A 24027-nucleotide genomic window follows, 5' to 3' on the forward strand; every position below is an offset into this window, starting at 1 on the left:
CGGCGGGTGCCCGCCCACCGCGACGCGTCGGCCGTGACGAGGAGGGCGCCGTGCTCTCCGAGGCTCGCGAGCGCTCGCGCCGTCCGGGAGGCGGAGGAGTTCGCGTGCTCCGTCGACGACGTCTCCGACCGTCGGCAGGGAGCGGCCGAGGAGCTCCTCGAGCTCCTCGAGGTCTGGGCTTCACCAGTGTCGCGGTCCCGGCCGCGATGATCGCGGTGAGGGGCGCTCCGGAGGTGTCGACGGCGAGCGGGACGCCGAAGTGCAGGGCGAGTCGACCGAGCGACGCGTAGAAGTCCGCGCCGAGTCCCGGAGGGACGCTCCCGCACGCGACGAGCCAGCGCGGCGCGGCGACGACGTGGTCGCAGATGAGCTCCGAGAGGGCCTTCGCCTCCTCGGGGCTGATCGCCGGGCCGGGCTCGTTGATCTTGGTGGTGCGCCCGGTCGCGTCGTCGACGACGGTGATGTTGGTGCGGATCGGCTGCGCGATGGGGAGCTGGCCGAGCGGACCCCCGCCGCCTCGAGCATCGACGAGAGATCGAGTCCGGTCGAGGCGTCGGCGAGGTAGACGGCGGTGGCCTCGACTCCGTTGCGGGCCAGGGCGCGGGCGACGTTGACGCCCTTGCCGGCCGGGTCGCGCCGAACGCCGTGCGCCCGGTTGACCTCGCCGACGGCGAAGCCGCAGGTCGAGAGGGTGACGTCGATGCTCGGATTGGCGGTGACGGTGACGATCATGCGCGGACCACCTCGGGGCCTGCGGACTCGACGTCGTCGGCGAGCTCGTCGTCGATCCCGCTGTCCGTGATGACGGTGTCGACCGCGGACAGCGGCGCTGACGTGGCCGAAGTCCTGGCGGCCGAACTTGGAGTGGTCGGCCAGGACGACGACGCGGCGGGCCGAGGCGATGAGGGCCGACTTGACGACCGCCTCGTCGAGGTCCGGCGTGGTCAGGCCCCGCTCGCGGCTGATGCCGTTCGTGCCGATGAAGGCGACGTCGACCGAGACCGAGGCGATCGCCTGGGCGACCCACGGTCCGACGGCCGCCTGCGTCACTCCGCGCAGGTGGCCGCCGAGCAGGTGCAGGTCGATGTTGGGCCGGCCGACGAGCGCCATCGCGACGGGGAGGGAGTGGGTGACGACCGTCAGCCGGCGGTCCAGGGGGAGCAGCTCCGCGAGCCGGACGGTGGTGGTCCCGGCGTCGATGGCGAGGGATCCGCCGTCGGGCACCTCGGCGAGGGCGGCCGTGGCGATGCGGTCCTTCTCACCCGCGAGGTGGCCTTCACGGGCCGCGACCTCGGGCTCGATACCCAGCCGCTCGACCGGGATCGCGCCGCCGTGCGCCCGGCGCAGCAGTCCACGGCGCTCGGGGCTCGTGAGGTCGCGGCGGATGGTCTCGGGGGTGACCGCGAGGGAGAGGGCGAGATCGCGGACCTCGACGCGACCCTCGGTGCGGGCACGGTCGAGGATCGCCTGGTGGCGCTCCGGTGCGTGCATGTCGACTCCGTCGTCTCTATCCAGTGGTGCTCGCGTTCCGCGGGGCGGATCTGCGTTTATATCTTTTTAGACCCGTTTGTCTGTGGTGTCAACAGAAACGGACATGTCCGACAAGCGTGGCGCAACACGCGGCATCCTGCGTGGGCCGGCACGCGGCGACGAGGAGGACCTGCCCCCGTCCCCGGTCGAGGGGCCGGATCAGGCCGAGAGGTCGGCGAGCTCCTCGTCGAGGCGCGCCAGGCTCTTCTCGATCCGACGCCGCTTGAGCAGGGAGGCGTCGGCGAGGGCGGCCGTGAGGCGCTGCCGCTCCACCTCGGCGAGCGTGCGGCGCGCGGCGCGGCTGCTCCTCCTGCTCCTTCTCGCGCTCCTCGGGCGTGAGCTTCCGCGCCGAGATGCCGGCGTCGCTCATGCCGATCGAGATCCACGAGGCGACGATCAGGATCACCTGGCAGACGAGGTTGAACCAGATCAGCAGACCGATGAGCACCGCGAAGGAGGCGAGCAGCGGGTTCCGCGACGCGCCTCCGAGCAGCTGGGTCCCGAGGACCTTCAGCGCGCCGAGAGCGATGCCGCCCATCAGTGCGCCGACCCAGAGGTTCTTCCAGGGGATGGGGATGCCCGACAGGATCCGGAACGACCCCGCGAGCGTCGCGGTGTCGAGCGCGAGCATGATCAGGAGTCCGACCGCACCACCGGTGATGCGCCCGAGCTCCGAGTCGCTGCCGACGCCGAGGAAGTCGAGGGCGACGTCGACGAACGTGGTCGAGAACACCGAGAGGGCAGCGGAGACGAGCAGCACCGCTCCGAAGACGAGCGCGAGGCCGGCGTCCTTGAGCTTCAGGAGGACGAACAGCGTCGTCGGACCGGGGAGGGCGAAGAGGATGCGGACCGCCTGGCGCGAGCTGCCGAGGAAGTTCAGCGCCGTCCAGAGCAGGACCGCGGCGGCGGTGACTCCGGTCCAGCCGAGGATCGACTGGTCCAGCAGCGTGTCGACGGAGACGAGGGAGCCTTTGCCGCCGATCAGCCCGGGGATCGAGCGCTGCACGATGCCGATGAGGAGTCGCGCAGGACGGTGTCCCCACGGACCCAGAATCCGAAGACGGCGAAGAACACGAACAGCGCGCCGAAGACGGCGAACAGCGCCTGGAACGCCAGCCCCGAGGCGAAGAGCGGCCCGCCGGTCTCGGAGTAGTGCAGGAGGACCCGCAGGGGCCGCGCAGGACCCGCTCGATCAGCGCCGGGATGCCGCGCGGGGTGTCTGCCGCCTCCGTCATGCCTCCAGGGTAGGGCCGCCGTCCGTGTCGGCTGTCACCCGAGCGGGAGGGAGCCCGGGAACGACGAACGGCCCGCCGGATCAGGGATCCGAGGGGCCGTTCGAGGGTGCGATCAGGCGCGGCCGCGGATGACCGCCTGCTTGACCTCGGCGATCGCCTGGGTGATCTGGATGCCGCGCGGGCACGCCTCGGTGCAGTTGAAGGTCGTGCGGCAGCGCCACACGCCTCCTTGTCGTTGAGGATGTCGAGGCGCGCTCCACCCGCGTCGTCGCGCGAGTCGAAGATGAAGCGGTGCGCGTTCACGATCGCAGCCGGGCCGAAGTACTGGCCGTCGGTCCAGAACACGGGGCAGGACGAGGTGCACGCGGCGCAGAGGATGCACTTGGTGGTGTCGTCGAAGCGGGCGCGGTCGGCGACCGACTGCACGCGCTCCTTGCCCTTGGGCGCCGGGGGTGTTGGCGATCAGGAACGGCTGCACCTCGCGGAACGACGCGAAGAACGGCTCCATGTCGACGACGAGGTCCTTCTCGAGGGGCAGGCCCTTGATCGCCTCGATGTAGATCGGCTGCGAAATGTCGAGATCCTTGATCAGCGTCTTGCAGGCCAGGCGGTTGCGCCCGTTGATGCGCATCGCGTCCGAGCCGCAGATGCCGTGCGCGCAGGAGCGGCGGAAGGTCAGCGACCCGTCCTGGTCCCACTTGATGCGGTGCAGCGCATCAGGACGCGGTCGGTCGAGTACATCTCGACGTCGAAGTCCTGCCAGCGCGGCTCGGCGTCCACCTCGGGGTCGAAGCGGCGGATGATGAACGTGACGGTGAACGCCTCCGGGGCGGCGGGGGCCGCGGGGGGCTGCTCGAGGGTAGCGGTCGACATGGCTAGTACTTCCTCTCCATCGGCTGGTACCGGGTGATCACGACGGGCTTCCAGTCGAGCCGGATGTGGTCACCGGCATCGGAGGAGTGGGCGTCACCGGAGAGGTACGCCATCGTGTGCTGCATGTAGTTGTCGTCGTCGCGCTTGGGGAAGTCGTCGCGCATGTGACCGCCCCGGCTCTCCTTGCGGTTGCGCGCCGAGAAGACGACGACCTCGGCGAGGTCCAGGAGGAAGCCGAGCTCGACGGCCTCCAGGAGATCGGTGTTGAAGCGCTTGCCCTTGTCCTGGACCGAGATGTTGCGGAACCGGTCGCGCAGGCGCTGGATGGTGCCGGTGACCTGCTCGGAGCGACTCGTCGGTGCGGAACACCTGGGCGTTCTTGTCCATCTCGTCCTGCAGCTCCTTGCGGATCGAGGCGATCCGCTCGGTGCCGGTGGCGTCGCGGAGCGAGGCGAGCATGTCGCGGATCGCTCCGGCCGGGTCGGCGGGCAGGGGAGTGAAGTCGACGGTCTTGGCGTAGTCGGCGGCGTTGTTGTCCGCTGCGCTTGCCGAACGACGTTGATGTCGAGGAGGGAGTTGGTGCCGAGGCGGTTCGACCCGTGGACCGACACGCAGGCGCACTCGCCGGCGGCGTAGAGGCCGGGACGACCGTGGTGTTGTCCGAGAGGACCTCGGCCTTCACGTTCGTGGGGATGCCGCCCATCGCGTAGTGCGCGGTCGGCATGACCGGAACCGGCTCGACGACCGGGTCGACACCAAGGTAGGTGCGGGCGAACTCGGTGATGTCCGGGAGCTTGGTCTCGAGGACCTCCGCGCCCAGGTGCGTGCAGTCCAGTAGCACGTAGTCCTTGTGCGGTCCGGCGCCCCGGCCCTCCGCGACCTCCTGGACCATGCAGCGGGCGACGATGTCGCGGGGTGCGAGGTCCTTGATGGTCGGGGCGTAGCGCTCCATGAAGCGCTCACCCGAGGCGTTGCGCAGGATCGCGCCCTCTCCTCGCGCTCCCTCGGTGAGGAGGATGCCGAGACCGGCGAGGCCGGTCGGGTGGAACTGGAAGAACTCCATGTCCTCGAGGGGCAGGCCCTTGCGCCAGATGATGCCGACTCCGTCGCCGGTGAGCGTGTGCGCGTTCGAGGTGGTCTTGTAGATCTTGCCGAAGCCGCCAGTCGCGAAGATGATCGCCTTCGCCTGGAACACGTGCAGCTCGCCGGTCGCGAGCTCGTAGGCCACGACTCCGGACGGCTTGCCGACGCCGTCGACCTTCGTCATCACGAGGTCGAGGACGTAGAACTCGTTGTAGAAGTTGATGCCCAGGCGGACGCAGTTCTGGAACAGCGTCTGCAGGATCATGTGGCCGGTGCGGTCGGCCGCATAGCAGGCCCGGCGCACGGGCGCCTTGCCGTGGTCGCGGGTGTGACCGGCCGAAGCGGCGCTGGTCGATCTTGCCGTCCTCGGTGCGGTTGAAGGGCAGGCCCATGTTCTCGAGGTCGATGACCGCGTCGATGGCCTCCTTCGCGAGGATCTCGGCCGCGTCCTGGTCGACGAGGTAGTCGCCGCCCTTGACCGTGTCGAAGGTGTGCCACTCCCAGCTGTCCTCCTCGACGTTCGCGAGCGCGGCGGCCATGCCGCCCTGCGCCGCCCCGGTGTGGGAGCGCGTCGGGTAGAGCTTCGAGATCACGGCGGTCTTCGCCTTGGGTCCGGCCTCGATGGCCGCCCGCATCCCCGCGCCACCGGCGCCGACGATGACCACGTCGAACTGGTGGTAGTGGACGCCGTCGGGTCCGACGGTCTGCGTGAAGGCGCTCTGGTCGCCGCCGGTGTGTACGTGGCCTGCTGTGCTCACCGGGTGGGTGCTCCGTTGTGCGGGTGAGGAGGACGGGAGGGGGTGCCGGACCCGGGAGGAGGCGCCGCGGTGATCCGCAGCGCCTCCTCCCTGGGTGTCAGCGGTGCGTCACGCGCCGCAGAAGGACGGCAGCAGCTCGGCCGCCGTGTTCGGCGGGCACGGATCGAACGCGAAGACGACCCAGGTTCCGAGGACGATCAGGGAGACGACGGCCACGAGGATGCCGCCCTTGAACGCGCGGGCGAGCAGCGGGGAGGTCGCGTAGTCGTTGACCAGCGTGCGCATGCCGTTGCCGCCGTGGATGAGGGCGAGCCACAGCATCAGGACGTCCCACCACTGCCAGAACGGGTTCGCCAGCTTGCCGCCGACGAAGCCGAAGTCGATGGCCTTGATGCCGTCGCCCAGGAGGAGGTTGTAGATCAGGTGGCCGAAGATCAGGACGATCAGCACGACGCCGGAGGCGCGCATGTAGATCCAGCCCCACTTCTCCCAGTTCGTCCCGGAGGAGCGGGTCGGGGTGTGCGGCGTGCAGGGGGCGGCGACGGTGCTCATTCCCTCCTCCCTCGCTGAAGACGAACAGTGAGGTGGCGCGGGGCGAAGCCGAGCATCAGCACGACCCACAGGCCGATGACGACCCAGAACAGCAGGCGCTGGTTGCGGGTCGCCCAGCTCCAGAAGTCGACCAGGATGATGCGCAGGCCGTTGAGGGCGTGGAAGGCGATCGCGCCCACCAGACCCGTCTCGCCGAGGCCCATGACCGGGTTCTTGTAGGTCCCGATGACCGCGTCGGCACGCCTCGGGGCTCACCGCGATGAGAGCCGAGTCGAGGACGTGGACGAGGAGGAAGAAGAAGATGGCGACACCGGTGATCCGGTGGAGCACCCACGACCACATGCCTTCGCGACCGCGGTAGAGGGTTCCGGCCGGACGCCGGATCTTCCCCTGCTTCCGGGGTGCGAGGGTCTGGAGCAGCTTGAACTGACACGGACAACCCTCCCTGGTTGTGCACTCCGACGGCCTGACCTGCTCCGCGTCTCGTGGACGTGGACGGGGCGGGGGAGCGACGAGAATATCGCCCTCCGGATTCTAAACGGCGATCGGATCAAGCGCGGCTAAGCGCGAGCCTTAGCTGCGGTGCTCCACAACCGCCGGCACTCCGACGGCGGCGTAGTGCGCGAGCAGCTCGTCGGTGAGCGCGCCCAGGTGCGGTGCAGCACGCGACGGCGACCCGCTTCGCCGAGCCTGGCGCGCAGCGCGGGGTCGCGGGTGAGGCGCTCGACCTGACGGCGCAGATCGGAGTCGCTCTCGGGCGCGTAGAGCAGACCGTCCACCCCGTGCTCGATCAGGTCCGTCGGCCCGCCCGCGTGCGGGGCGACCACCGCGGTGCCGGACGCCTGCGCCTCCTGCACCGTCTGGCCGAAGGTCTCCTCGGTGCCGGTGTGCACGAACACGTCGAGGGCGGCGTAGACCGCCGGCAGCCGCTCCTCGTCGAGGCGGCCGAGCATGCGCGCGCGATCCCAGAGCCGAGGCGACCCGGGCGGAGGAGGGACCGTACCCGCCGACGACCAGATCGGTCCTCGGGAGCGAGGTGAGGGCGGCCAGTCGCTCCACCCTCTTCTCGGAGAGAGCCGGCCGATGTAGCCGACGAGGGAGTCCCCGGCGCCGAGCCCGGCGCGCACGTCGTGCGCATAGGAGGAGGAGCGCATCCGCGGGTGGAAGCGATCGCTCTGCACTCCCCGTCCCCAGAGCGCCGTCCGCTCGATGCCCGCCGCGGCCAGGTCGTCGAGGGCGCTGCTCGACGGTGCGAGCAGTGAGATCGGCCCCGGCGTGGATCTGGCGGATCACCTTCCAAGCGAGCGCCCGCGCTCCGCGGACTCCGTAGCGCGCCGCGAAGCGGGCGACGTCGGTCTGGTAGACGGCCACGCTCGGCACTCCGAGTCGGCCGGCGGAGGCGATGGCCCGCGCCCCCAGGAGGAACGGCGAGGCGACGTGGACGACGTCCGGCGCGAAGTCGGCCAGCTCGCGGGTCAGGGCGAGCGTCGGGATCCCGACGGGGAACTCGCGGTAGGCGATGGCGGGATGCTCCACCACCCGGTGACCGGCGCAGCGGCGGCGCGCCCGCGGCGGGCAGACGACCAGGGCCTCGATCCCGCGGCCGCGAACTCGTCCGAGCACCCGCAGGGACGCCTCGTGGTCACGCCGTTCAACGACGGCAGGAAGCTCTCGGTGACGACCGCGACTCTCACAACCCGGACGCTACGGCTCCCGCGAAGGGGAGCGCCGCCCGGTGAACGGACGGTCGCGGCCGGGCGCCCTTGTATCCTGCGGACATGACATCACCTGAGACCGATGGCCGCGCCCCGCTCGACCGCTTCTACAGCGTGATCCCCGCAGGCGGGATCGGCCCGAGGCTGGCGGCCGCTCTCCCGGGCGGACGCCCCGAAGTTCCTGCACGACCTGACCGGCTCCGGCCAGACCCTGCTGCGCGACACCTGGGACCGGCTCGCGCCGATCTCGGGCGCCGACCGGATCATGGTGGTCACAGGCGCGCACGCGCCGCCGTCGAGCGCCAGCTGGAGCGCCTCGAGGACCTCAACGTCGTCCTCGAGAGCGAGCCGCGCGACTCCTCCGCGGCGATCGGCCTGGCCGCCGCGATCCTCGAGCGCCGCGAGCCCGGAGTGATCATCGGCTCGTTCGCCGCCGATCACGCCATCAGCGGGCAGCACCTCTTCCACGACGCCGTCGCGGAGGCGGTCCACCGCCGACGCCGGTTACATCGCGACGATCGGCATCACGCCGACCGAGCCGGCGGTGGGCTTCGGCTACATCAAGACGGGTGCTCACCTCGGGATCGACGGCGCCGCGCACACGCTCGCCGTCGACTCGTCGTCGAGAAGCCCGATGCCGAGACGGCCCGCCGCTACGTCGGCAGCGGGCAGTACCTTCGAACGCGGGCATGTTCATCGCGCGCGCCGATCGGCTCCTCGAGGAGCTGGGCCGCTCCAAGCCGAAGCTGCTCGCCGGGCTGCTCGAGCTCGCCGAGGCGTGGGACACCCCGGAGCGCGGCGCCGTCGTCGACCGCATCTGGCCGGGTCTGGAGAAGATCGCCATCGACTACTCCGTCGCCGAGCCGGCCGCCGCGGCGGGCAAGCTCGCCGTGATCCCCGGGCACTTCCTGGGACGACGTCGGGGACTTCGCCTCCATCGCCAAGCTGCACGCGAGCGGTCTGCGCTCGGACCTCGCGATCCTCGGCGAGGACGCCCGCGTCCTGGCGGACTCCGCGACCGGCATCGTCGTCAGCGGCGGCAACCGCACGATCGCCCTGATCGGAGTGAAGGACATCGTCGTCGTGGACACCCCCGACGCCCTCCTCGTCACCACCACCGAGAACGCCCAGAAGGCCGGCGGGCGTCGTCGACGCCCTCCGCCTCCTCGGGCCGCACCGACGTCCTCTAGCCCCCGAAGCGCGGCCTCCCTCCGGAGCGCCGCGCTTCGTCGTTCCCACCCCGGGCCTCGGCAGCGCGACCCTCCCTCTGTCCGCACCCGTCCGCGCGCAGCGCGCGGGGCCGAGCAGCTCGGAGCCTCGAGCGCACGGTGGAGGGCCGTGAGCGTAGATCGCGTGCCAGCGATGTCCGCCAGCCCGAAGCACCTTGCTCTCGGAAACGCGCCACCTCTGAGAGCCGTCCGCGGTGGAGCGAGGCGCTCAGCGCCTCCTCCACAAAATCAACACTGTGTAACGACTTCCGAACGCTGTCCCCGGGAGCCGTGAGTGAATCGTCACATTGGGTAACGTGAGCGGATCGACGCCCTGCTGCGCACGACGCTCGGGCCGAATCCTGGAGGACGAATCTCTTGACTATCACCACGCGTAAGGCCGCGTTCGGCGGTCTGGCCGCACTGGGCGTCACCGCGCTTCTCGCCGGCTGCGCCTCCGCTCCCGAGGAGGGCGACTCGGGCGCCGCCGCGGGCAGCGACTTCCTGCCCTGCATGGTCTCCGATGCCGGAGGGCTTCGACGACAAGTCCTTCAACGAGCTCGGCTACACGGGTCTCGTCGAGGCCGCGGACGAGCTGGGCGTCGATCCCATCGACGTGACCTCGGAGTCCGAGACGGACTACGCCCCGGAACCTGACGAGCCTCGTCGACCAGGGCTGCAACCTGATCATCACCGTCGGCTTCGCTCTCGCGGATGCGACCAAGGCCGCGGCCGAGGCGAACACCGACATCGACTTCGCGATCATCGACGACGCCTCGATCGATCTCGAGAACGTCAAGCCGATCACGTTCGACACGTCGCAGTCCGCGTTCCTCGCGGGCTACGCTGCCGCGTCGTACTCGAAGACCGGTGTCGTCGGCACGTACGGCGGACAGCCGTACCCGACCGTCACGATCTTCATGGACGGCTACGCCGACGGCGTCGCGTACTACAACGAGCAGGCAAGGGCGCCGACGTCAAGGTCGTCGGCTGGGATGTCGCGTCGCAGAACGGCTCCTTCACCGGCGGCTTCGCGCCGGGCGTCGAGGCCAGGTCGGCCGCTCAGTCGCTGATCGACCAGAACGCGGACGTCATCCTCCCCGTCGGCGGTCCGATCTTCCAGTCCGCGATCGAGGCCATCCGCGACTCCGGCAAGGAGATCGCGATGGTCGGTGTCGACGCCGACCTGTACGAGACGTACCCGGGACGGCGGCGACCTCTACCTGACGTCGATCCTCAAGGGCATCAAGGAGGGCACGTCCGACGTGACCGCCTCGGCCGGCGCCGGCGAGTTCGACGCCACGCCGTACGTCGGCACGCTGGAGAACGACGGAGTGGGCATCGCCCCGTTCCACGACTTCGAGTCGAAGGTCTCGCCGGACCTGCAGGGCGAGCTGGACGCGATCACCGAGGGCATCATCGACGGGTCGATCACCGTCGAGTCGCCGTCGGCGCCCGCCGCCTCCTAGTCGACGGGAAGAGGCCGGCCGGCCCCGGGAGTCCTCCCGGAGCCGGCCGGCCCTTTCTCTGCCGCTGGGTGATCCCCCGCGGGCACCGCCGGCGCGGCACGCGTCCTCCCTGTCGCTGATCGTCCTCGAGCCCCGCCGACGTCGGGAGCCTCGCTGAAAGTTAGATTGGTTCCATGAAGCCTCGAACTGCGTGGGCATCACGAAGCGCTTCGGCGCCCTCGTGGCCAACGACCACATCGATCTCACCGTCGAACCCGGTGAGATCCACTGCCTCCTGGGCGAGAACGGCGCCGGCAAGTCGACGCTGATGAACGTGCTCTACGGCCTCTATCAGGCCGAGGAGGGCGAGATCCTGCTCGACGACGTCGTCCAGCACTTCTCGGGGCCGGGCGACGCCAGAAGGCGGGCATCGGCATGGTGCACCAGCACTTCATGCTGGTGCCGGTCTTCTCCGTCGCCGAGAACGTGATGCTCGGGCACGAGCAGACGAAGTCCGGCGGCCGCCTCGATCTGGCCGCGGCCCGCACGCGGGTCCGCGAGATCTCGGACCGCTTCGGCTTCGACGTCGATCCCGATGCGATCGTCGAGGATCTGCCCGTCGGCGTCCAGCAGCGCGTCGAGATCATCAAGGCGCTCTCGCGCGATGCCCGGGTCCTCGTGTTCGACGAGCCGACCGCGGTGCTCACCCCGCAGGAGACCGACGAGCTGATCGCGATCATGCGCCAGCTGCGCGCCGCCGGTACCGCCATCGTCTTCATCACCCACAAGCTGCGCGAGGTGCGCGAGGTCGGCGACCGCATCACGGTCATCCGCCTCGGCAAGGTCGTCGGCGAGGCCTCGCCCACCGCGAGCAACGCCGAGCTGGCCTCGCTGATGGTGGGCCGCGCCGTCGAGCTGACCGTGCAGAAGGAGCCGGCCCGCGCCGGCGACGAGGCGCTGGTCGTCAGCGGCCTCACGGTCCGCGACGCGAACGGGCAGGCCGTCGTCGACGACGTCTCGTTCGAGGTCCGCCGCGGCGAGATCCTGGCGATCGCCGGCGTGCAGGGCAACGGCCAGACCGAGCTCACCGAGGCGATCATGGGGCTGCAGGAGCGGGTCGAGGGCGCCGTGACCCTCGACGGCAAGCGGCTCGACGGACTCTCCGTGCGCCGCGTCCTCGACTCCGGTGTCGGCTTCGTGCCCGAGGACCGGACCGAGGACGGCCTGGTGGCCGAGTTCACGATCGCCGAGAACCTGATGCTCGACCGCAGCGACGGGGGCCCCTTCGTGAAGGGCCTGAACCTCCGGCTCAAGGAGCTCGACCGGTTCGCGGAGGAGCGGGTGCGCGAGTTCGACGTCCGGGCACAGGGGATCGGAACCCACGTCGGCCGGCTCTCGGGCGGCAACCAGCAGAAGGTCGTCCTCGCCCGCGAGCTCAGCCGCGAACTGCGGCTGTTCATCGCCGCGCAGCCCACTCGCGGAATCGACGTCGGCTCGATCGAGTTCGTCCACAAGCGCATCGTCGAGACCCGAGACACCGGGGTGCCCGTGATCGTCGTCTCCACCGAGCTCGATGAAGTGGCCGCGCTGGCCGACCGCATCGCGGTCATGTACAAGGGCGGCATCATCGGGATCGTGCCCGCCGACACCCCCGCGACGTGCTGGGACTCATGATGGCCGGGCAGTCGCCCGCCGAGAAGGCGGCGGCGTGAGCGACGCGCAACTGCCCGCGGTCGACCCCGACGCGGAGACCGAGAAGTCCACCGGCCTCGAGCCCGGCCAGAAGCCGGGTCAGGAGGCGCGCCCCGGCGCTGTCGAGAGCGGCGCGTCCCGCGTGCTCCGCGAGATCCTCTCGGGCACCGCTCTCATGTCGGTGCTCGCCGTGCTGCTCTCGCTGATCGCGGGCGGCGTGCTGATCGCGGCGACGGACCCCGACGTCCAGGAGGCGTCCGGCTACTTCTTCGCCCGTCCGGTCGACACCCTGCAGGCGATCTGGCAGTCGGTCGCCGGGGCGTACTCCTCCCTCTTCCAGGGTTCCGTCTACAACTTCCGGCGCGAGGGCTTCGCCAACGGCATCAAGCCGCTGACCGACACGCTCGCCTTCGCGACTCCGCTCATCGCGGGCGGCCTCGGGGTCGCCCTCGCCTTCCGCGTCGGCCTCTTCAACATCGGCAGGCCGCGGGCAGATGCTGATCGCCGCGGCGTGCGCGGGCTGGGTCGGCTTCTCGTTCGACCTGCCGTGGGGCGTGCACCTCGTCGTCGCGCTCGCAGCGGGCATCCTCGGAGGCGCTCTCTGGGGCGGACTCGTGGGCCTGCTGAAGGCCCGCACCGGCGCCCACGAGGTGATCCTCACGATCATGCTCAACTACGTCGCGTTCTACCTGATCTCGTACCTGCTGCGCACCCCGGGCGCCCTCAGGGCTCCGGGCTCCGAACAGCCCCAAGACCCCTGCGATGAAGGAGACGGCGGTGTTCCCGCCGCTGCTCGGGCCGAGCTACTCCCTGACCCTCGGGTTCGTGTTCGCGATCCTCGCGACCGTCTTCGTGTGGTGGCTGCTCAACCGCTCGAGCATCGGCTTCAAGTTCCGGGCGGTGGGCGAGAACCCGCACGCGGCTCGGGTGGCGGGCATCGACGTCAAGAACAGCTACGTGTACGCGATGCTCTTCTCCGGCGGCCTGCTCGGCCTCGCGGGCAGTGCCCAGGTGATGGGCACGGTCACCACCGGGTTCACCTCGGGATCGACGCCGGCATCGGGTTCGACGCGATCACGGTGGCGCTCCTCGGGCGCTCCGCGGCCGTGGGGCGTCTTCTTCGCCGGCATCCTGTTCGGCGCCTTCAAGGCCGGCGGCTACTCGATGCAGGCGGCGCAGGGGGTCCCGATCGACGTGGTCCTCGTCAGTCCAGTCGCTGATCGTCCTCTTCATCGCCGCGCCGCCGCTGGTGCGCGCGATCTTCCGCCTGCCCACTCCCGGGGCCGCCCCGAGACGCCGCACGCGCCGAGCCTCGGAGGTCGCCCGCATGACCGGCCTCGCCACCACAGCCCACGTCGACGCCTCGCGCGTGCCCGTGCGCAGCTGGAAGGCGCCGATCGCGTTCGGGGTCTTCTCCCTCCTCGCGATCGTCCTCTTCGTCGTCGCGGGGCGCGACGGCACGAGCCTCGTTCCGCCTCGCAGCGGGCGGCGACTTCTTCGCCCTGCCCGACCTCCCCTTCCCCGACCCGGCCGACCGGCGTCGTCGTGGCCGTCGCCACTGTCGCGCTCACCGTGCTCGCCGCGATGACGGCCCGTGCGGCGCGGCGCATCCCGCTGTGGTTCTCGACGGTGTTCGCGCTCGTCTTCCTGCTCGGCTTCCTCGTCTGGGCCTCGGCCGGAGCGACCCTGCCCGCCTCGGGACTGCTGCTCGGCACCGTCGGCCTCGCCACTCCGCTGATCTTCGGATCCCTCGGCGGCGTCATCTCGGAGCGCGTCGGCGTCGTCAACGTCGCGATCGAGGGGCAGCTCCTCGCGGGCGCGTTCACGGCCGCGGTCGTCGCGTCGATCACGCGTCAGCCGATCCTGGGCCTGGTCGCGGCGATGCTGGCGAGCGTGCTCGTCTCGTTCGTGCTCGCGGCCTTCGCGATCAAGTACGTCGTCGACCAGGTCATCGTGGGAGTGGTCCTGAACGTCCTCGTGACGGGTCTGACGAGCTTCCTCTACTCGCAGGTCCTCACCTCCGACGCCGAGACCTTCAACTCGCCGGTGCAATTCGAGACCCTGCCGATCCCGGTGCTCAGCCAGATCCCGGTGATCGGCGCGGTGCTCTTCAAGCAGTCCGTGATCGTCTACCTGATGTACGTCGCCATCGCCGCCGTCTGGTCGGGGGCTCTTCAAGACGAGTGGGGACTGCGCCTGCGCGCGGTCGGCGAGCACCCGCAGGCGGCCGACACGGTCGGCATCGACGTGGCGCGCACCCGCTTCTGGAACGTGTCCCTCGCGGAGAGCATCGCCGGCATCGGCGGCGCGTACTACACGCTCGACGCCGTCGGGGCCTTCGGCAAGGAGATGACGGCGGGTGCGGGCTTCATCGCCCTGGCCGCGGTGATCTTCGGCCGGTGGGACCCGATCAAGGCGACGCTCGCGTCCCTCCTGTTCGGCTTCGCGACGAACCTGCAGAACGTGCTCGGCGTGATCGGCTCGCCCGTCCCGAGCGAGTTCATGCTGATGCTCCCGTACCTGGTCACGATCTTCGCCGTGGCGGGTCTCGTCGGCCAGTCCCGCGGACCGGCGGCCGCCGGCAAGCCGTACCTGAAGTCCTGAGAGGGTCCCGTGACCGACATCGACTGGGAGGCGCTGCGCGCCGCCGCGAACGACGCCATGGGCCGCGCCTACGCCCCGTACTCGAACTTCCCGGTCGGAGCGGCGGCCCTCGTCGACGACGGCCGGATCGTCTCCGGCTGCAACGTCGAGAACGCCTCGTACGGCATCGGCCTCTGCGCCGAGTGCGCGCTGGTCTCGTCCCTGCACATGACCGGCGGCGGCAAGCTCGTCGCCTTCACGTGCGTCGACGGCAACGGTGCGACGCTCATGCCCTGCGGCCGCTGCCGTCAGCTCCTGTTCGAGCACTCCGCGGAGGGGATGGTCCTCGGACCGTCTCGGGACTGCGGAGCATCGACGAGGTCATCCCCGACGCGTTCGGCCCCGCACCCTCCAGGCCTACGCGGGGAGTAGCGGCGCCGCCGCCCCCGCCCCCGCCCGCCCCGCACACGAATCGAGCACCGCCATGACCGGCTCCACTCCCGTCGAGGCCTTCGACGCCGTCGACATCATCCGCACCAAGCGCGACAGGGGCTCCCTGTCGACCGCGCAGATCGACTGGCTGATCGACGCGTACACCCGCGGCTACGTCGCCGACGAGCAGATGGCCGCCTTCGCGATGGCCGTCCTGCTGAACGGGATGGGGCGTGACGAGATCCGCGACCTGACGCTGGCGATGATCGCGAGCGGCGAGCGGATGCACTTCGACGGGCTCGGCAAGAGGACGGTCGACAAGCACTCGACCGGGGGAGTCGGCGACAAGATCACGCTGCCTCTGATGCCGCTCGTCGCGTCGTTCGGCGTCGCGGTGCCGCAGCTGTCCGGTCGGGGACTCGGCCACACCGGCGGGACCCTCGACAAGCTGGAGTCGATCCCCGGCTGGCGCGCCGAGCTGGGCAACGACGAGATGTTCGAGCAGCTGCGCACTGTCGGCGGAGTGGTCTGCGCCGCCGGCTCCGGGACTCGCGCCGGCCGACGAGAAGCTCTACGCCCTGCGCGACATCACGGGGACGGTGGAGGCGATCCCGCTGATCGCCTCCTCGATCATGTCGAAGAAGATCGCGGAGGGGACCGATGCGCTGGTGCTCGACGTCAAGTTCGGCTCCGGCGCCTTCATGGTCGACATCGAGCGCTCGCGCGAGCTGGCGCGCGCCATGGTCGACCTCGGGAACGACGCGGGGTGCGCACCACGGCCCTGCTCACGAACATGAACGTGCCGCTCGGGCTCGCCATCGGCAACGCCAACGAGGTCCGGGAGTCGGTCGAGGTCCTCGCCGGCGGCGGCCCCGCCGATGTACGGGAGCTCACGCTCGCCCTCGCCCGCGAGATGCTCGCGCTGGCGGGCCTCCCGGACGCCGATGTCGAGCGGGCGCTCGACGGCGGCGCGGCGATGGACACCTGGAACGCGGTGATCCGCGCCCAGGGCGGCGATCCGACGGCGGCCCTCCCCGTCGCCCGCGAGACGCACGTCGTCCTTGCGGAGCGCGACGGAGTGCTGGTGGAGCAGCGGGCGCTGCCGTTCGGCATCGCTGCCTGGCGCCTGGGAGCGGGTCGGGCGCGCCAGCAGGACGCCGTGCAGCACGCCGCGGGCATCGACCTGCACGCCAAGCCGGGCGACGGGGTGCGCAGGGGCGACCCGCTGCTCACCCTCTCGGCCGATGAGCCCGCGCGGTTCGAGCGTGCTCTCGCCGCGCTCGAGGGCGCCTACCGCATCGGCGACGAGGGCGAGGCCGTCCTCGACGGCGGACCGCTCGTGGCGGAGCGCATCGCCTGAGGCGTCAGAGGCGGGCGACCGTCCCGATCACCAGATCCCAGAAGCGGTCGGAGTCGATCGCCGTCGCCACGGAGGTCCGGCAGCCGACCGGAGCGGTGGTGCGCAGATCGGCGACCGTCATGCCGACGGTGTGCTCGCCGCGCAGCTCCACCGTGAGCGGGCACGGCGCACCTCCAGGACCGACGGGTCGATGACGTACGCCACCGCGACCGGATCGTGCACCGGGGGCGCGTCGAAGCCCTGCGCGTCGCGGTAGCTCGCCGCGAAGAAGTCGAGGAGCCCGACGCAGAAGCGGCCGACCTCGGAGTCGACGCCGCGGAACCGGGCGACGACGTCCTCCGTCGCGAGTGCCCGGTGCGTGACGTCGAGGCCGACCATGGTGACGTCCCAGCCGGCGCCGAAGACGATGTGGGCCGCCTCCGGGTCGGCGAGGATGTTGAACTCCGCGGTCGCCGTCCAGTTGCCGCCCTGCACCCCTCCGCCCATGAGGACGACCTCGCGGACGAGCTCCGCGAGTCGCGGCTCGCGCCGGACCGCCATCGCGATGTTGGTGAGCGGTCCGGTCGGCACCAGTGTGATCGAGCCAGGGGGTGCTGCGAGGACCTCCTCGATGATCAGGTCGACGGCGTGGCGGGGATCGAGGGCCGGGCGCCGCTCCGGGAGAGCCGGACCGTCCATGCCGCTCTCGCCGTGGATGTCCGGCGCGGGCTCGGCGTCGCGCACGAGGGGGCGGTGCATCCCGGCGGCGATCGGGACGCCCGTCAGTCCGGCGATCGCGGCGACCGCGCGAGCGTTGGCGGTCACCTTCTCCAGCGTCTGGTTGCCCGCCACCGTGGTGATCGCGACCAGCTCGATCGCGGGGCTGCCGTGGGCGAGGAGGATCGCCAGCGCGTCGTCGTGGCCGGGGTCGCAGTCCAGGATGATCCGTCGTCCGCTCGTACCCGCACCCTACGCGGCTCCTCCCCCAGCCGCGGATCCGTGCCGTCTCCACGGGGTGCGGGTGCTCCCGTCACGGCGTCGGCACTCGGCAGTAGGGTGGTCCGCGAACCGTCGCCCGACACCGAGGAGCACCGTGACCGACACCATCGAGGAGTACCTCCTCCCGGGCGAGGGCATCCTCATCGACGAGCTGCCGAAGGTCTCGCTGCACGATCACCTCGACGGGGGCTCCGCCCCGAGACGATCCTCGAGCTCGCCGCGTCCGCCGGCGTCGCCGTGCCGGCCGACGAGCCCGAAGCGCTGCGCCGCTGGATCACGACCACCGCCGACTCCGGATCGCTGACCGACTACATCGCGACGTTCGAGACGACGGTCTCGGTGATGCAGACCGCGCCCGCCCTCGAGCGCGTCGCGCGCGAGTTCGTGCTCGATCTCGCCGCCGACGGGGTCGTGCACGGCGAGGTCCGCTGGGCGCCCGAGCAGCACCTGCGTTCGGGGCTCACACTCGACGCGGCGGTCGAGGCCGTGCAGGAGGGACTGCAGCAGGGCGTCCAGGAGGCCGCTGCCCGGGGCTCGCGCCTGCGGGTGGGCCAGCTGATCACGGCGATGCGCCACACCGACCGCTCGCTCGAGATCGCCGAGCTCGCCCTCCGGCACCGCGAGCGCGGAGCCCTTGGCTTCGACATCGCCGGCGCCGAGGCGGGCTTCCCCGCCTCCCGCCACCGCCCGGCCTTCGAGCTCCTCGCGGCCGCGCACTTCCCGACGACGGTCCATGCGGGCGAGGCCGATGGTCTCGACGGCATCCGCTCCGCCCTCCTCGACGGCCGGGCCCTCCGCCTCGGCCACGGAGTGCGGCTCGCCGAGGACATCGCGATCGAGCGCCAGGACGACGACGCGAGCTACGTGACCCTCGGCGAGCTGTCCGAGTGGGTGAAGGACCGCAGGATCGCCCTCGAGCTCAGCCCGTCCTCGAACCTCCAGACCGGCGCCGTCGCGGCCTGGGGCACCGAGCTCGTCGACCACCCGTTCGACCTGCTCTACCAGCTGGGCTTCCGGGTGACCGTCAACACCGACAACCGCCTGATGAGCGGGACGACCCTCAGCCGTGAGCTCGCCCTGCTGTCGGACGCCTTCGGCTACGACCTCGACGACTTCGAGGTGTTCCAGATCAACGCCGCGGAGGCGAGCTTCCTCCCGCTGGACGAGCGCCGCGAGCTGATCGAGACGATCACCGCCGGCTTCGAAGCGGCCTGACCGTGCCCCTCGACGCCCTCGCCGACGACGCGATCGCACTCCGGCACCCCGCCGCCAGCTGGCGGGAGGCGGTCCTCGAGGCCGGTCGCGCGCTCGAGCGCAGCGGCGCCGTCGATCCGGCCTACTCGCGCCGCATGGTCGAGCAGATCGACGTCCTCGGCCCCTACATCGTCATCGCCCCGGGACTCGCGCTCGCGCACGCCCGCCCCGGCAACGACGTGCACAGCGACGGACTCTCCGTCGTCACGCTCGCCGAGCCCGTCGCCTTCGGGCACAGCACCAACGACCCGGTCTCCGTCGTCATCGGCATCGCCGCCACTCAGGCGCACGGCCACGTCGGGTTCGTCGCCGGCCTCGCCGACGTCCTCAGCCGCCCCGACGCGATCGGCGCACTCGCCGCCGCGCGCACGGTCGGCGGCGTCAACGCCGTCCTCACGGACGACACCCCGCACCACGGAAGAAGCTCATGAAGATCGTCACCCTCTGCGGCGCCGGAATCGGCACCTCCGCCATCCTCAAGCTGGGCGCCGAGCGCGCCCTCGAAGCGCTCGACCTCGAGGCCGAGGTCGTCGCCTCCGACATCGCCTCGGTCGACGCCCTCGCTGCCGACGCGCAGGTCATCCTGACCTCCGGCGAGCTCGTCGACCGCATCGGACGGACCTTCGCCGAGGTCGTCGTGATCGACAACTACCTCGACCAGGCCGAGATCACGGCGAAGATCGAGCGCGCTCTCGGCTGATCCGCCGTGCTGATTCCCTGAGCCGCCCCCTGTGCGGCTCAGCGCGGTCGGGCTCGTGCTTGTTCCTGAGCCGCCCCTTGTGCGGCTCAGCGCGGTCGGCTTCGCGAGGTGGTGCGTTCCGTGGAGCGGGTCGCGTCGCGCTGTCCTGAATCGCTGGCACGCGATTCCGGATCGCGCGCTCCGGCGGGGCGGCGATCCGGTCATCCAGACGTCTAGTGGTGCTCCGGCGCCCCTGTCGGGTCGGGAAGCGCTCGAGTTGCTCGAGGGCGGCGCCGACGTTCGTGCGCTGCGAGATGCCACTTCGGTGCGGGGCGCGCCGAGGAGCGTACCGAAGTGGCAGCTCGCGGGAGGCGCGGCAGGGTCAGTGGAGGAGGGACTCGGCGCCGGTGCGGAGGGCGGACAGGCGGCTGGAGACCTCGGAGCGGCGCACCGAGGGGTCGGGGTCCGAGGACCACGCGTCGAGGTACAGCTTGACCTTGGGCTCGGTGCCGCTCGGGCGGGCGATGAGGCGCGCGCCGTCGAGGGTGAAGCGCAGCGCGTCCGTCGGCGGCGCACCGTCCTCGACCTCCAGCAGGTCCTCGACCCGCTGCACCGGGAGCCCGCCGATCGAGGTCGGCGGAGTCGCGCGCACCGCCGCCATGATCCGACCGATCTCGGACAGGTCGGTGACCCGCAGCGAAATCTGCTCCGAGCCGAAGAGCCCGAAGCGCTCGGCGAACGACTCGAGCTCGTCGGCGATCGTCCGCCCTTCGGTGGCGAGGGAGCTGGCCAGATCGAGGAACGCGAGCGCCGCCGAGATGCCGTCCTTGTCCCGGACGGTCGCCGGATTCACCGAGATAGCCGAGCGCCTCCTCGTAGCCGAACACGAGGTCCGGCACGCGCGAGATCCACTTGAAGCCGGTCAGGGTCTCGACGAACGCGAGCCCGTAGTCGGCCGCCACCGCGCCCAGCGCGGGGAGGAGACGATCGAGCAGGCGAGCGCCCCTCCCACCCGGCCCTCGGCGCGGGCGCGCTCCGCTGCCCGCCAGCCGAGCAGCGAGCCGACCTCGTTGCCGGTCAGGCGGCGGAAGCCCTCCGGAGCGCTCTCGTCCGGGATCGCGGCGGCGAACCGGTCGGCGTCGGGGTCGTTCGCCACGATCAGATCGGCTCGTCCGGTGCGGGCAGTGGCGAAGGCGAGATCCAGAGCCCCGTCCTCCTCCGGGTTCGGGAACGCGACCGTGGGGAACGCGGGGTCGGGATCGATCTGCTCCACGACGACCAGCGGCTCGTCGAAGTCGGCCGCGGACAGCACGCGGTGCGCGGTCTCCCAGCCGACCCCGTGCATCGCCGTGTAGACGACGCGCAGGGCGTGCTCCTGGCGCCCGACGCCGGCCGTGGCGTCGATGTAGGCGGTCACGACGCTCTCGTCGGCCGTCCGGTACTCGCCGCGCGGCAGGTCCGTCACACGCCGGGTCCGCGCCACGTCGAGGATCCTCTCGGCGATCTCGCCGTCGACCGGCGGCACGATCTGCGAGCCGTCGTCCGCGCCCCCGAGGTACACCTTGTAGCCGTTGTCCTCGAGGCGGGTTGTGGCTCGCGGTGACCATCACGCCGGCGTCCGCCCGCAGGTGGCGCACAGCGAAGGCGAGCACCGGCGTGGGCAGCAGGCGCGGCAGGAGCACCGCGTCGACGCCCGCTCCGGCCATCAGTGCAGCGGAGTCCTCGGCGAAGATCCGGAGTTCTTCCGCCCCGTCGTAGCCGATGACGACGACGGGGCGCACGGTGCCGCGCTCCAGGAGGTACTCGGCGAGGCCGACGGCGGCCTGCGAGACCAGCACGCGGTTCATCCGGTTGGAGCCGGCGGCGATCGCACCCCGCAGGCCCGCGGTGCCGAACGCGAGGCGCGAGCCGAAGCGGTCCTCGAGCTCGGCCGACGCCTCGGCGTCGCCGGCCTCGTCGGCGACCAGCAGGCGCACGAGCTCCTCGCGGGTCTCGGCGTCGGGGTCCTGGGCGAGCCAGTCCTCGGCGAGGGAGCGGATCCCGGCGCTCACAGGGTCTCCGTGATGCCCGCGAGCAGCCCGGCGAGATCGTCCTCGGCGTTCCGACCGGCCTCGAGGACCTCCTCGTGGCTCAGAGCCGTCTTCTGGATGCCGGCGGCGAGGCTGGTGATCAGCGACATGCCGAGCACCTCCATGCCCGCCTCGCGTGCGGCGATGGCCTCGAGAGCCGTCGACATGCCGACGATGTGGCCGCCCATGATCCGTGCCATCTGCACCTCGGCGGGCGTCTCGTAGTGCGGACCGCGGAACTGGACGTAGACGCCTTCGTCGAGCTCGGCGCGCGTCCCCCGGGCGAGAGCGCGCAGCCGGGAGGAGTAGAGGTCGGTGAGGTCGACGAAGGTCGCGCCCTCCAGGGGCGAATCGGCGGTGAGGTTGATGTGGTCGCTGATGAGCACCGGGGTCCCCGGCGTCCAGTGCTCCTTGATGCCGCCCGCGCCGTTGGTGAGGATCATCACCGAGGCGCCGGTCGCGGCCGCGGTCCGCACGCTGTGGGCGACCCGGCGCACGCCGTAGCCCTCGTAGTAGTGCGTGCGGGCGCCGATGATGAGCGCGCGCTTGCCGGTGGGCAGCAGGACGGAGCGGAGCGTGCCGCCGTGGCCGTGCACCGCCGGCTTCGAGAAGCCGACGATCTCGGTCGCGTCGACGGTGGCGGTCGTCTCGCCGATGAGATCGGCGGCCTTGCCCCATCCGCTGCCGAGGGTGAGGGCTATGTCGCGCTTCTCGACGCCCGTCGCCTCGGCGATCTGAGCGGCGGCGTCGCGGGCGATCGCGAAAGGATCGGCGTCGGCGGAATCGAGCGGATTCGGGGTCTGGTCGGCCATTCCCCCACCCTATCCACGGCCCGCGGGAAGGTCCGAGCGCGGAAGGCGCCGGGCCGGGCGCCACGCCGATTGGGTGAACTCCCAGCGACGGAGGACAATGGGAGCCATGGCTTACGAGTTCGAGCGCACGCAGAGGATCGCCGTACTCGGAGGGGGACCCGGAGGCTACGAAGCCGCCATCGCCGGCGCGCAGCTGGGCGCAGAGGTCACGCTCGTCGAGCGCGTCGGAGTGGGCGGCTCGGCCGTCATCACCGACGTCGTCCCGTCGAAGTCGCTGATCGCGACCGCCGAGGCGACCAACGCGATCGGCGAGGCCGCCGATCTCGGCGTGCAGTTCTTCACCCGCTCCGAGCAGACGAACAAGCCGGTCCGCCCCGAGGTGGCGGTGAACCTCGCCACCGTCAACAAGCGCCTGCTCGGTCTCGCGCGCCAGCAGTCCGAGGACATGCGCGCGAACCTCGTGCACCACGGCGTGCGCATCGTCTCGGGCGACGGCCGACTGGACGGCTCGAACGCCCTCATCGTCTCGACCGCGCCCGGCGAGGAGGGCATGGACTTCGACCGCATCGAGGCCGACACCATCGTCGTCTCGGTCGGGGCGAGCCCGCGCGTCCTGCCCACCGCTGCCCCCGACGGCGAGCGGATCAGTGAGCTGGACGCAGCTCTACAACCTCAAGACCGTTCCCGAGCACCTGATCGTCGTCGGCTCCGGGGTGACCGGCGCCGAGTTCGCCTCCGCGTACCGCGCCCTGGGCGCGAAGGTCACCCTGATCTCGTCCCGCGACCAGGTGCTGCCGGGGGAGGACGCCGACGCGGCCGCCGTCATCGAGAACGTCTTCAAGCGCAACGGCATGACCGTGCTCTCCAAGTCCCGCGCCGACCGAGTCGAGCGGACCGAGAAGGGCGTCCGCGCCGTGCTCTCCGACGGCCGCGTCGTGGAGGGCTCGCACTGCCTGGATGGCCGTCGGCTCCGTGCCGAACACGGCCGGCATCGGCCTCGAGGAGGCGGGCGTCCAGCCGACGGAGTCCGGCCACATCCGCGTGAACCGCGTCGCGCGCACCAGCGTCCCGTCGATCTACGCGGCAGGCGACTGCACGACCTTCCTCCCGCTCGCCTCCGTCGCGGCCATGCAGGGACGCACGGGCGTGTTCCACGCCATGGGCGACGCCGTGAACCCCACCGAGGTGCGCAACGTCGCCGCGAACATCTTCACCCAGCCCGAGATCGCGACGGTCGGCTGGAGCTGCAGCGCGAGATCGAGGAGGGCATCGCGCAGGGCGAGATCTACAAGCTCCCGCTCGCCGCGAACCCGCGAGCGAAGATGATGGGCATCCGCGACGGCTTCGTGAAGCTCTTCGCCCGCACCGGCTCCGGCACCGTCATCGGAGGCGTCATCGTCGCCCCGAAGGCGAGCGAGCTGATCTTCCCCCTCGCGCTCGCCGTCGAGCACCGGCTGACCGTCGACCAGGTCGCCCGCGCCTTCACCGTGTACCCGAGCCTCACCGGCTCGATCTCGGATGCGGCGCGTGCCATGCACATCGTGAGCTAGCGCTCATCGCGAGCTCGCTCACGATGAGCGCTAGCTCACGATGTGCGGTCCTCTTTCCGAGCCGCTCCCTGCGCGGCTCGGCGCGGTCCGGCTGCGTAGGTGGTGCGTTTCGCAGAGCGGGTCGCGTCGCGCTGTCTCGAATCGCTGGCACGCGATCTGCTGCCTTTTCTGAGCCGCCCCTCGTGCGGCTCAGCGCGGTCGGCTGAGCGGGTGGGG

The 24027-nt window shown here is 71.2% G+C and carries 9 protein-coding genes and 16 pseudogenes; 13 read left to right on the plus strand and 12 right to left on the minus strand.

Annotated elements, in window-relative coordinates:
- The first annotated feature begins 6 nt into the window (after positions 1–6).
- Positions 7–210 carry a hypothetical protein gene (locus AC0CII_RS01305; protein ID WP_465228462.1) on the plus strand — a complete coding sequence of 68 codons (204 nt, stop codon included), beginning with the start codon at positions 7–9 and terminating at the stop codon, positions 208–210.
- On the opposite strand, the gene AC0CII_RS01310 is transcribed toward AC0CII_RS01305, so the two are convergent.
- The 9 genes and pseudogenes from AC0CII_RS01310 to AC0CII_RS01350 all read right to left on the minus strand — a co-directional run.
- A complete protein-coding gene (locus AC0CII_RS01310; protein WP_465228463.1) occupies positions 181–1491 on the minus strand; it encodes a DeoR/GlpR family DNA-binding transcription regulator in 1311 nt (436 codons plus the stop codon). The two genes, AC0CII_RS01305 and AC0CII_RS01310, sit on opposite strands and share 30 nt — an antisense overlap.
- Before the next feature lie 88 nt (positions 1492–1579).
- A complete protein-coding gene (locus tag AC0CII_RS01315; protein WP_465228464.1) occupies positions 1580–2536 on the minus strand; it encodes a YihY/virulence factor BrkB family protein in 957 nt (318 codons plus the stop codon).
- Between the two features lie 341 nt (positions 2537–2877).
- Positions 2878–3638: pseudogene (locus tag AC0CII_RS01320) on the minus strand (succinate dehydrogenase iron-sulfur subunit).
- Between the two features lie 2 nt (positions 3639–3640).
- Positions 3641–4249: a hypothetical protein gene (locus AC0CII_RS01325; protein WP_465228596.1), complete on the minus strand. Its 609-nt coding sequence runs from the start codon at positions 4247–4249 to the stop codon at positions 3641–3643.
- A gap of 18 nt (positions 4250–4267) precedes the next feature.
- Positions 4268–5356, minus strand: a pseudogene (locus AC0CII_RS01330) (FAD-binding protein); the annotation flags it as partial.
- A 231-nt stretch (positions 5357–5587) separates the two neighbouring features.
- Positions 5588–6031: a succinate dehydrogenase hydrophobic membrane anchor subunit gene (locus AC0CII_RS01335; protein WP_465228465.1), complete on the minus strand. Its 444-nt coding sequence runs from the start codon at positions 6029–6031 to the stop codon at positions 5588–5590.
- 4 nt (positions 6032–6035) lie between these two features.
- A pseudogene (gene sdhC, locus AC0CII_RS01340) lies at positions 6036–6373 on the minus strand (succinate dehydrogenase, cytochrome b556 subunit); the annotation flags it as partial.
- A 218-nt stretch (positions 6374–6591) separates the two neighbouring features.
- Positions 6592–7185: a glycosyltransferase family 4 protein gene (locus AC0CII_RS01345; protein WP_465228597.1), complete on the minus strand. Its 594-nt coding sequence runs from the start codon at positions 7183–7185 to the stop codon at positions 6592–6594.
- A 166-nt stretch (positions 7186–7351) separates the two neighbouring features.
- Positions 7352–7654 (minus strand): annotated as a pseudogene (locus AC0CII_RS01350) (glycosyltransferase); the annotation flags it as partial.
- A 155-nt stretch (positions 7655–7809) separates the two neighbouring features.
- On the opposite strand from AC0CII_RS01350, the pseudogene AC0CII_RS01355 reads away from it, so the two are divergent.
- The 8 pseudogenes from AC0CII_RS01355 (at position 7810) to AC0CII_RS01390 (ending at position 16469) form a co-directional block, all read left to right on the plus strand.
- Positions 7810–8936: pseudogene (locus AC0CII_RS01355) on the plus strand (mannose-1-phosphate guanylyltransferase).
- Positions 8937–9332: 396 nt separating this feature from the next.
- Positions 9333–10423, plus strand: a pseudogene (locus AC0CII_RS01360) (BMP family lipoprotein).
- Positions 10424–10613: 190 nt separating this feature from the next.
- Positions 10614–12114 (plus strand): annotated as a pseudogene (locus tag AC0CII_RS01365) (ABC transporter ATP-binding protein).
- Between the two features lie 474 nt (positions 12115–12588).
- Positions 12589–12750, plus strand: a pseudogene (locus AC0CII_RS01370) (ABC transporter permease); the annotation flags it as partial.
- A gap of 106 nt (positions 12751–12856) precedes the next feature.
- Positions 12857–13195, plus strand: a pseudogene (locus AC0CII_RS01375) (ABC transporter permease subunit); the annotation flags it as partial.
- A gap of 226 nt (positions 13196–13421) precedes the next feature.
- Positions 13422–14698, plus strand: a pseudogene (locus AC0CII_RS01380) (ABC transporter permease).
- A 57-nt stretch (positions 14699–14755) separates the two neighbouring features.
- A pseudogene (locus AC0CII_RS01385) lies at positions 14756–15165 on the plus strand (cytidine deaminase).
- A pseudogene (locus AC0CII_RS01390) lies at positions 15162–16469 on the plus strand (thymidine phosphorylase). The pseudogenes AC0CII_RS01385 and AC0CII_RS01390 overlap by 4 nt, the downstream one beginning before the upstream one ends.
- Before the next feature lie 4 nt (positions 16470–16473).
- On the opposite strand, the pseudogene uriH reads toward AC0CII_RS01390, so the two are convergent.
- Positions 16474–17393 (minus strand): annotated as a pseudogene (uriH, locus tag AC0CII_RS01395) (uridine-preferring nucleoside hydrolase UriH).
- A gap of 148 nt (positions 17394–17541) precedes the next feature.
- Here uriH and AC0CII_RS01400 point away from each other — a divergent pair.
- The 3 genes and pseudogenes from AC0CII_RS01400 (at position 17542) to AC0CII_RS01410 (ending at position 19401) form a co-directional block, all read left to right on the plus strand.
- A pseudogene (locus AC0CII_RS01400) lies at positions 17542–18662 on the plus strand (adenosine deaminase).
- A gap of 2 nt (positions 18663–18664) precedes the next feature.
- A complete protein-coding gene (locus tag AC0CII_RS01405; protein ID WP_465225408.1) occupies positions 18665–19132 on the plus strand; it encodes a PTS sugar transporter subunit IIA in 468 nt (155 codons plus the stop codon).
- Positions 19129–19401 (plus strand): PTS sugar transporter subunit IIB, encoded by a 273-nt coding sequence (locus tag AC0CII_RS01410; RefSeq protein ID WP_465225409.1) that lies wholly within the window; start codon positions 19129–19131, stop codon positions 19399–19401. Before AC0CII_RS01405 ends, AC0CII_RS01410 begins: the two co-directional genes overlap by 4 nt.
- 361 nt (positions 19402–19762) lie before the next feature.
- On the opposite strand, the pseudogene AC0CII_RS01415 reads toward AC0CII_RS01410, so the two are convergent.
- Both AC0CII_RS01415 and AC0CII_RS01420 read right to left on the minus strand, forming a co-directional pair.
- Positions 19763–21431: pseudogene (locus AC0CII_RS01415) on the minus strand (phospho-sugar mutase).
- Positions 21428–22261 carry a purine-nucleoside phosphorylase gene (locus AC0CII_RS01420; protein ID WP_465228466.1) on the minus strand — a complete coding sequence of 278 codons (834 nt, stop codon included), beginning with the start codon at positions 22259–22261 and terminating at the stop codon, positions 21428–21430. Before AC0CII_RS01420 ends, AC0CII_RS01415 begins: the two are co-directional and overlap by 4 nt.
- 106 nt (positions 22262–22367) lie before the next feature.
- Here AC0CII_RS01420 and AC0CII_RS01425 point away from each other — a divergent pair.
- Positions 22368–23811, plus strand: a pseudogene (locus tag AC0CII_RS01425) (NAD(P)H-quinone dehydrogenase).
- Positions 23812–24027 lie beyond the last annotated feature (216 nt).

The sequence above is a fragment of the Rathayibacter sp. AC182 genome (genome assembly GCF_979253875.1).

Bases quoted from the DNA above. Each gene is read 5' to 3' on its own strand.
- AC0CII_RS01310 (WP_465228463.1), bottom strand. From the start codon at position 1,491: ATGCACGCACCGGAGCGCCACCAGGCGATCCTCGACCGTGCCCGCACC.
- AC0CII_RS01335 (WP_465228465.1), bottom strand. From the start codon at position 6,031: ATGAGCACCGTCGCCGCCCCCTGCACGCCGCACACCCCGACCCGCTCC.
- AC0CII_RS01345 (WP_465228597.1), bottom strand. From the start codon at position 7,185: ATGCGCTCCTCCTCCTATGCGCACGACGTGCGCGCCGGGCTCGGCGCC.
- AC0CII_RS01410 (WP_465225409.1), top strand. From the start codon at position 19,129: ATGAAGATCGTCACCCTCTGCGGCGCCGGAATCGGCACCTCCGCCATC.
- AC0CII_RS01420 (WP_465228466.1), bottom strand. From the start codon at position 22,261: ATGGCCGACCAGACCCCGAATCCGCTCGATTCCGCCGACGCCGATCCT.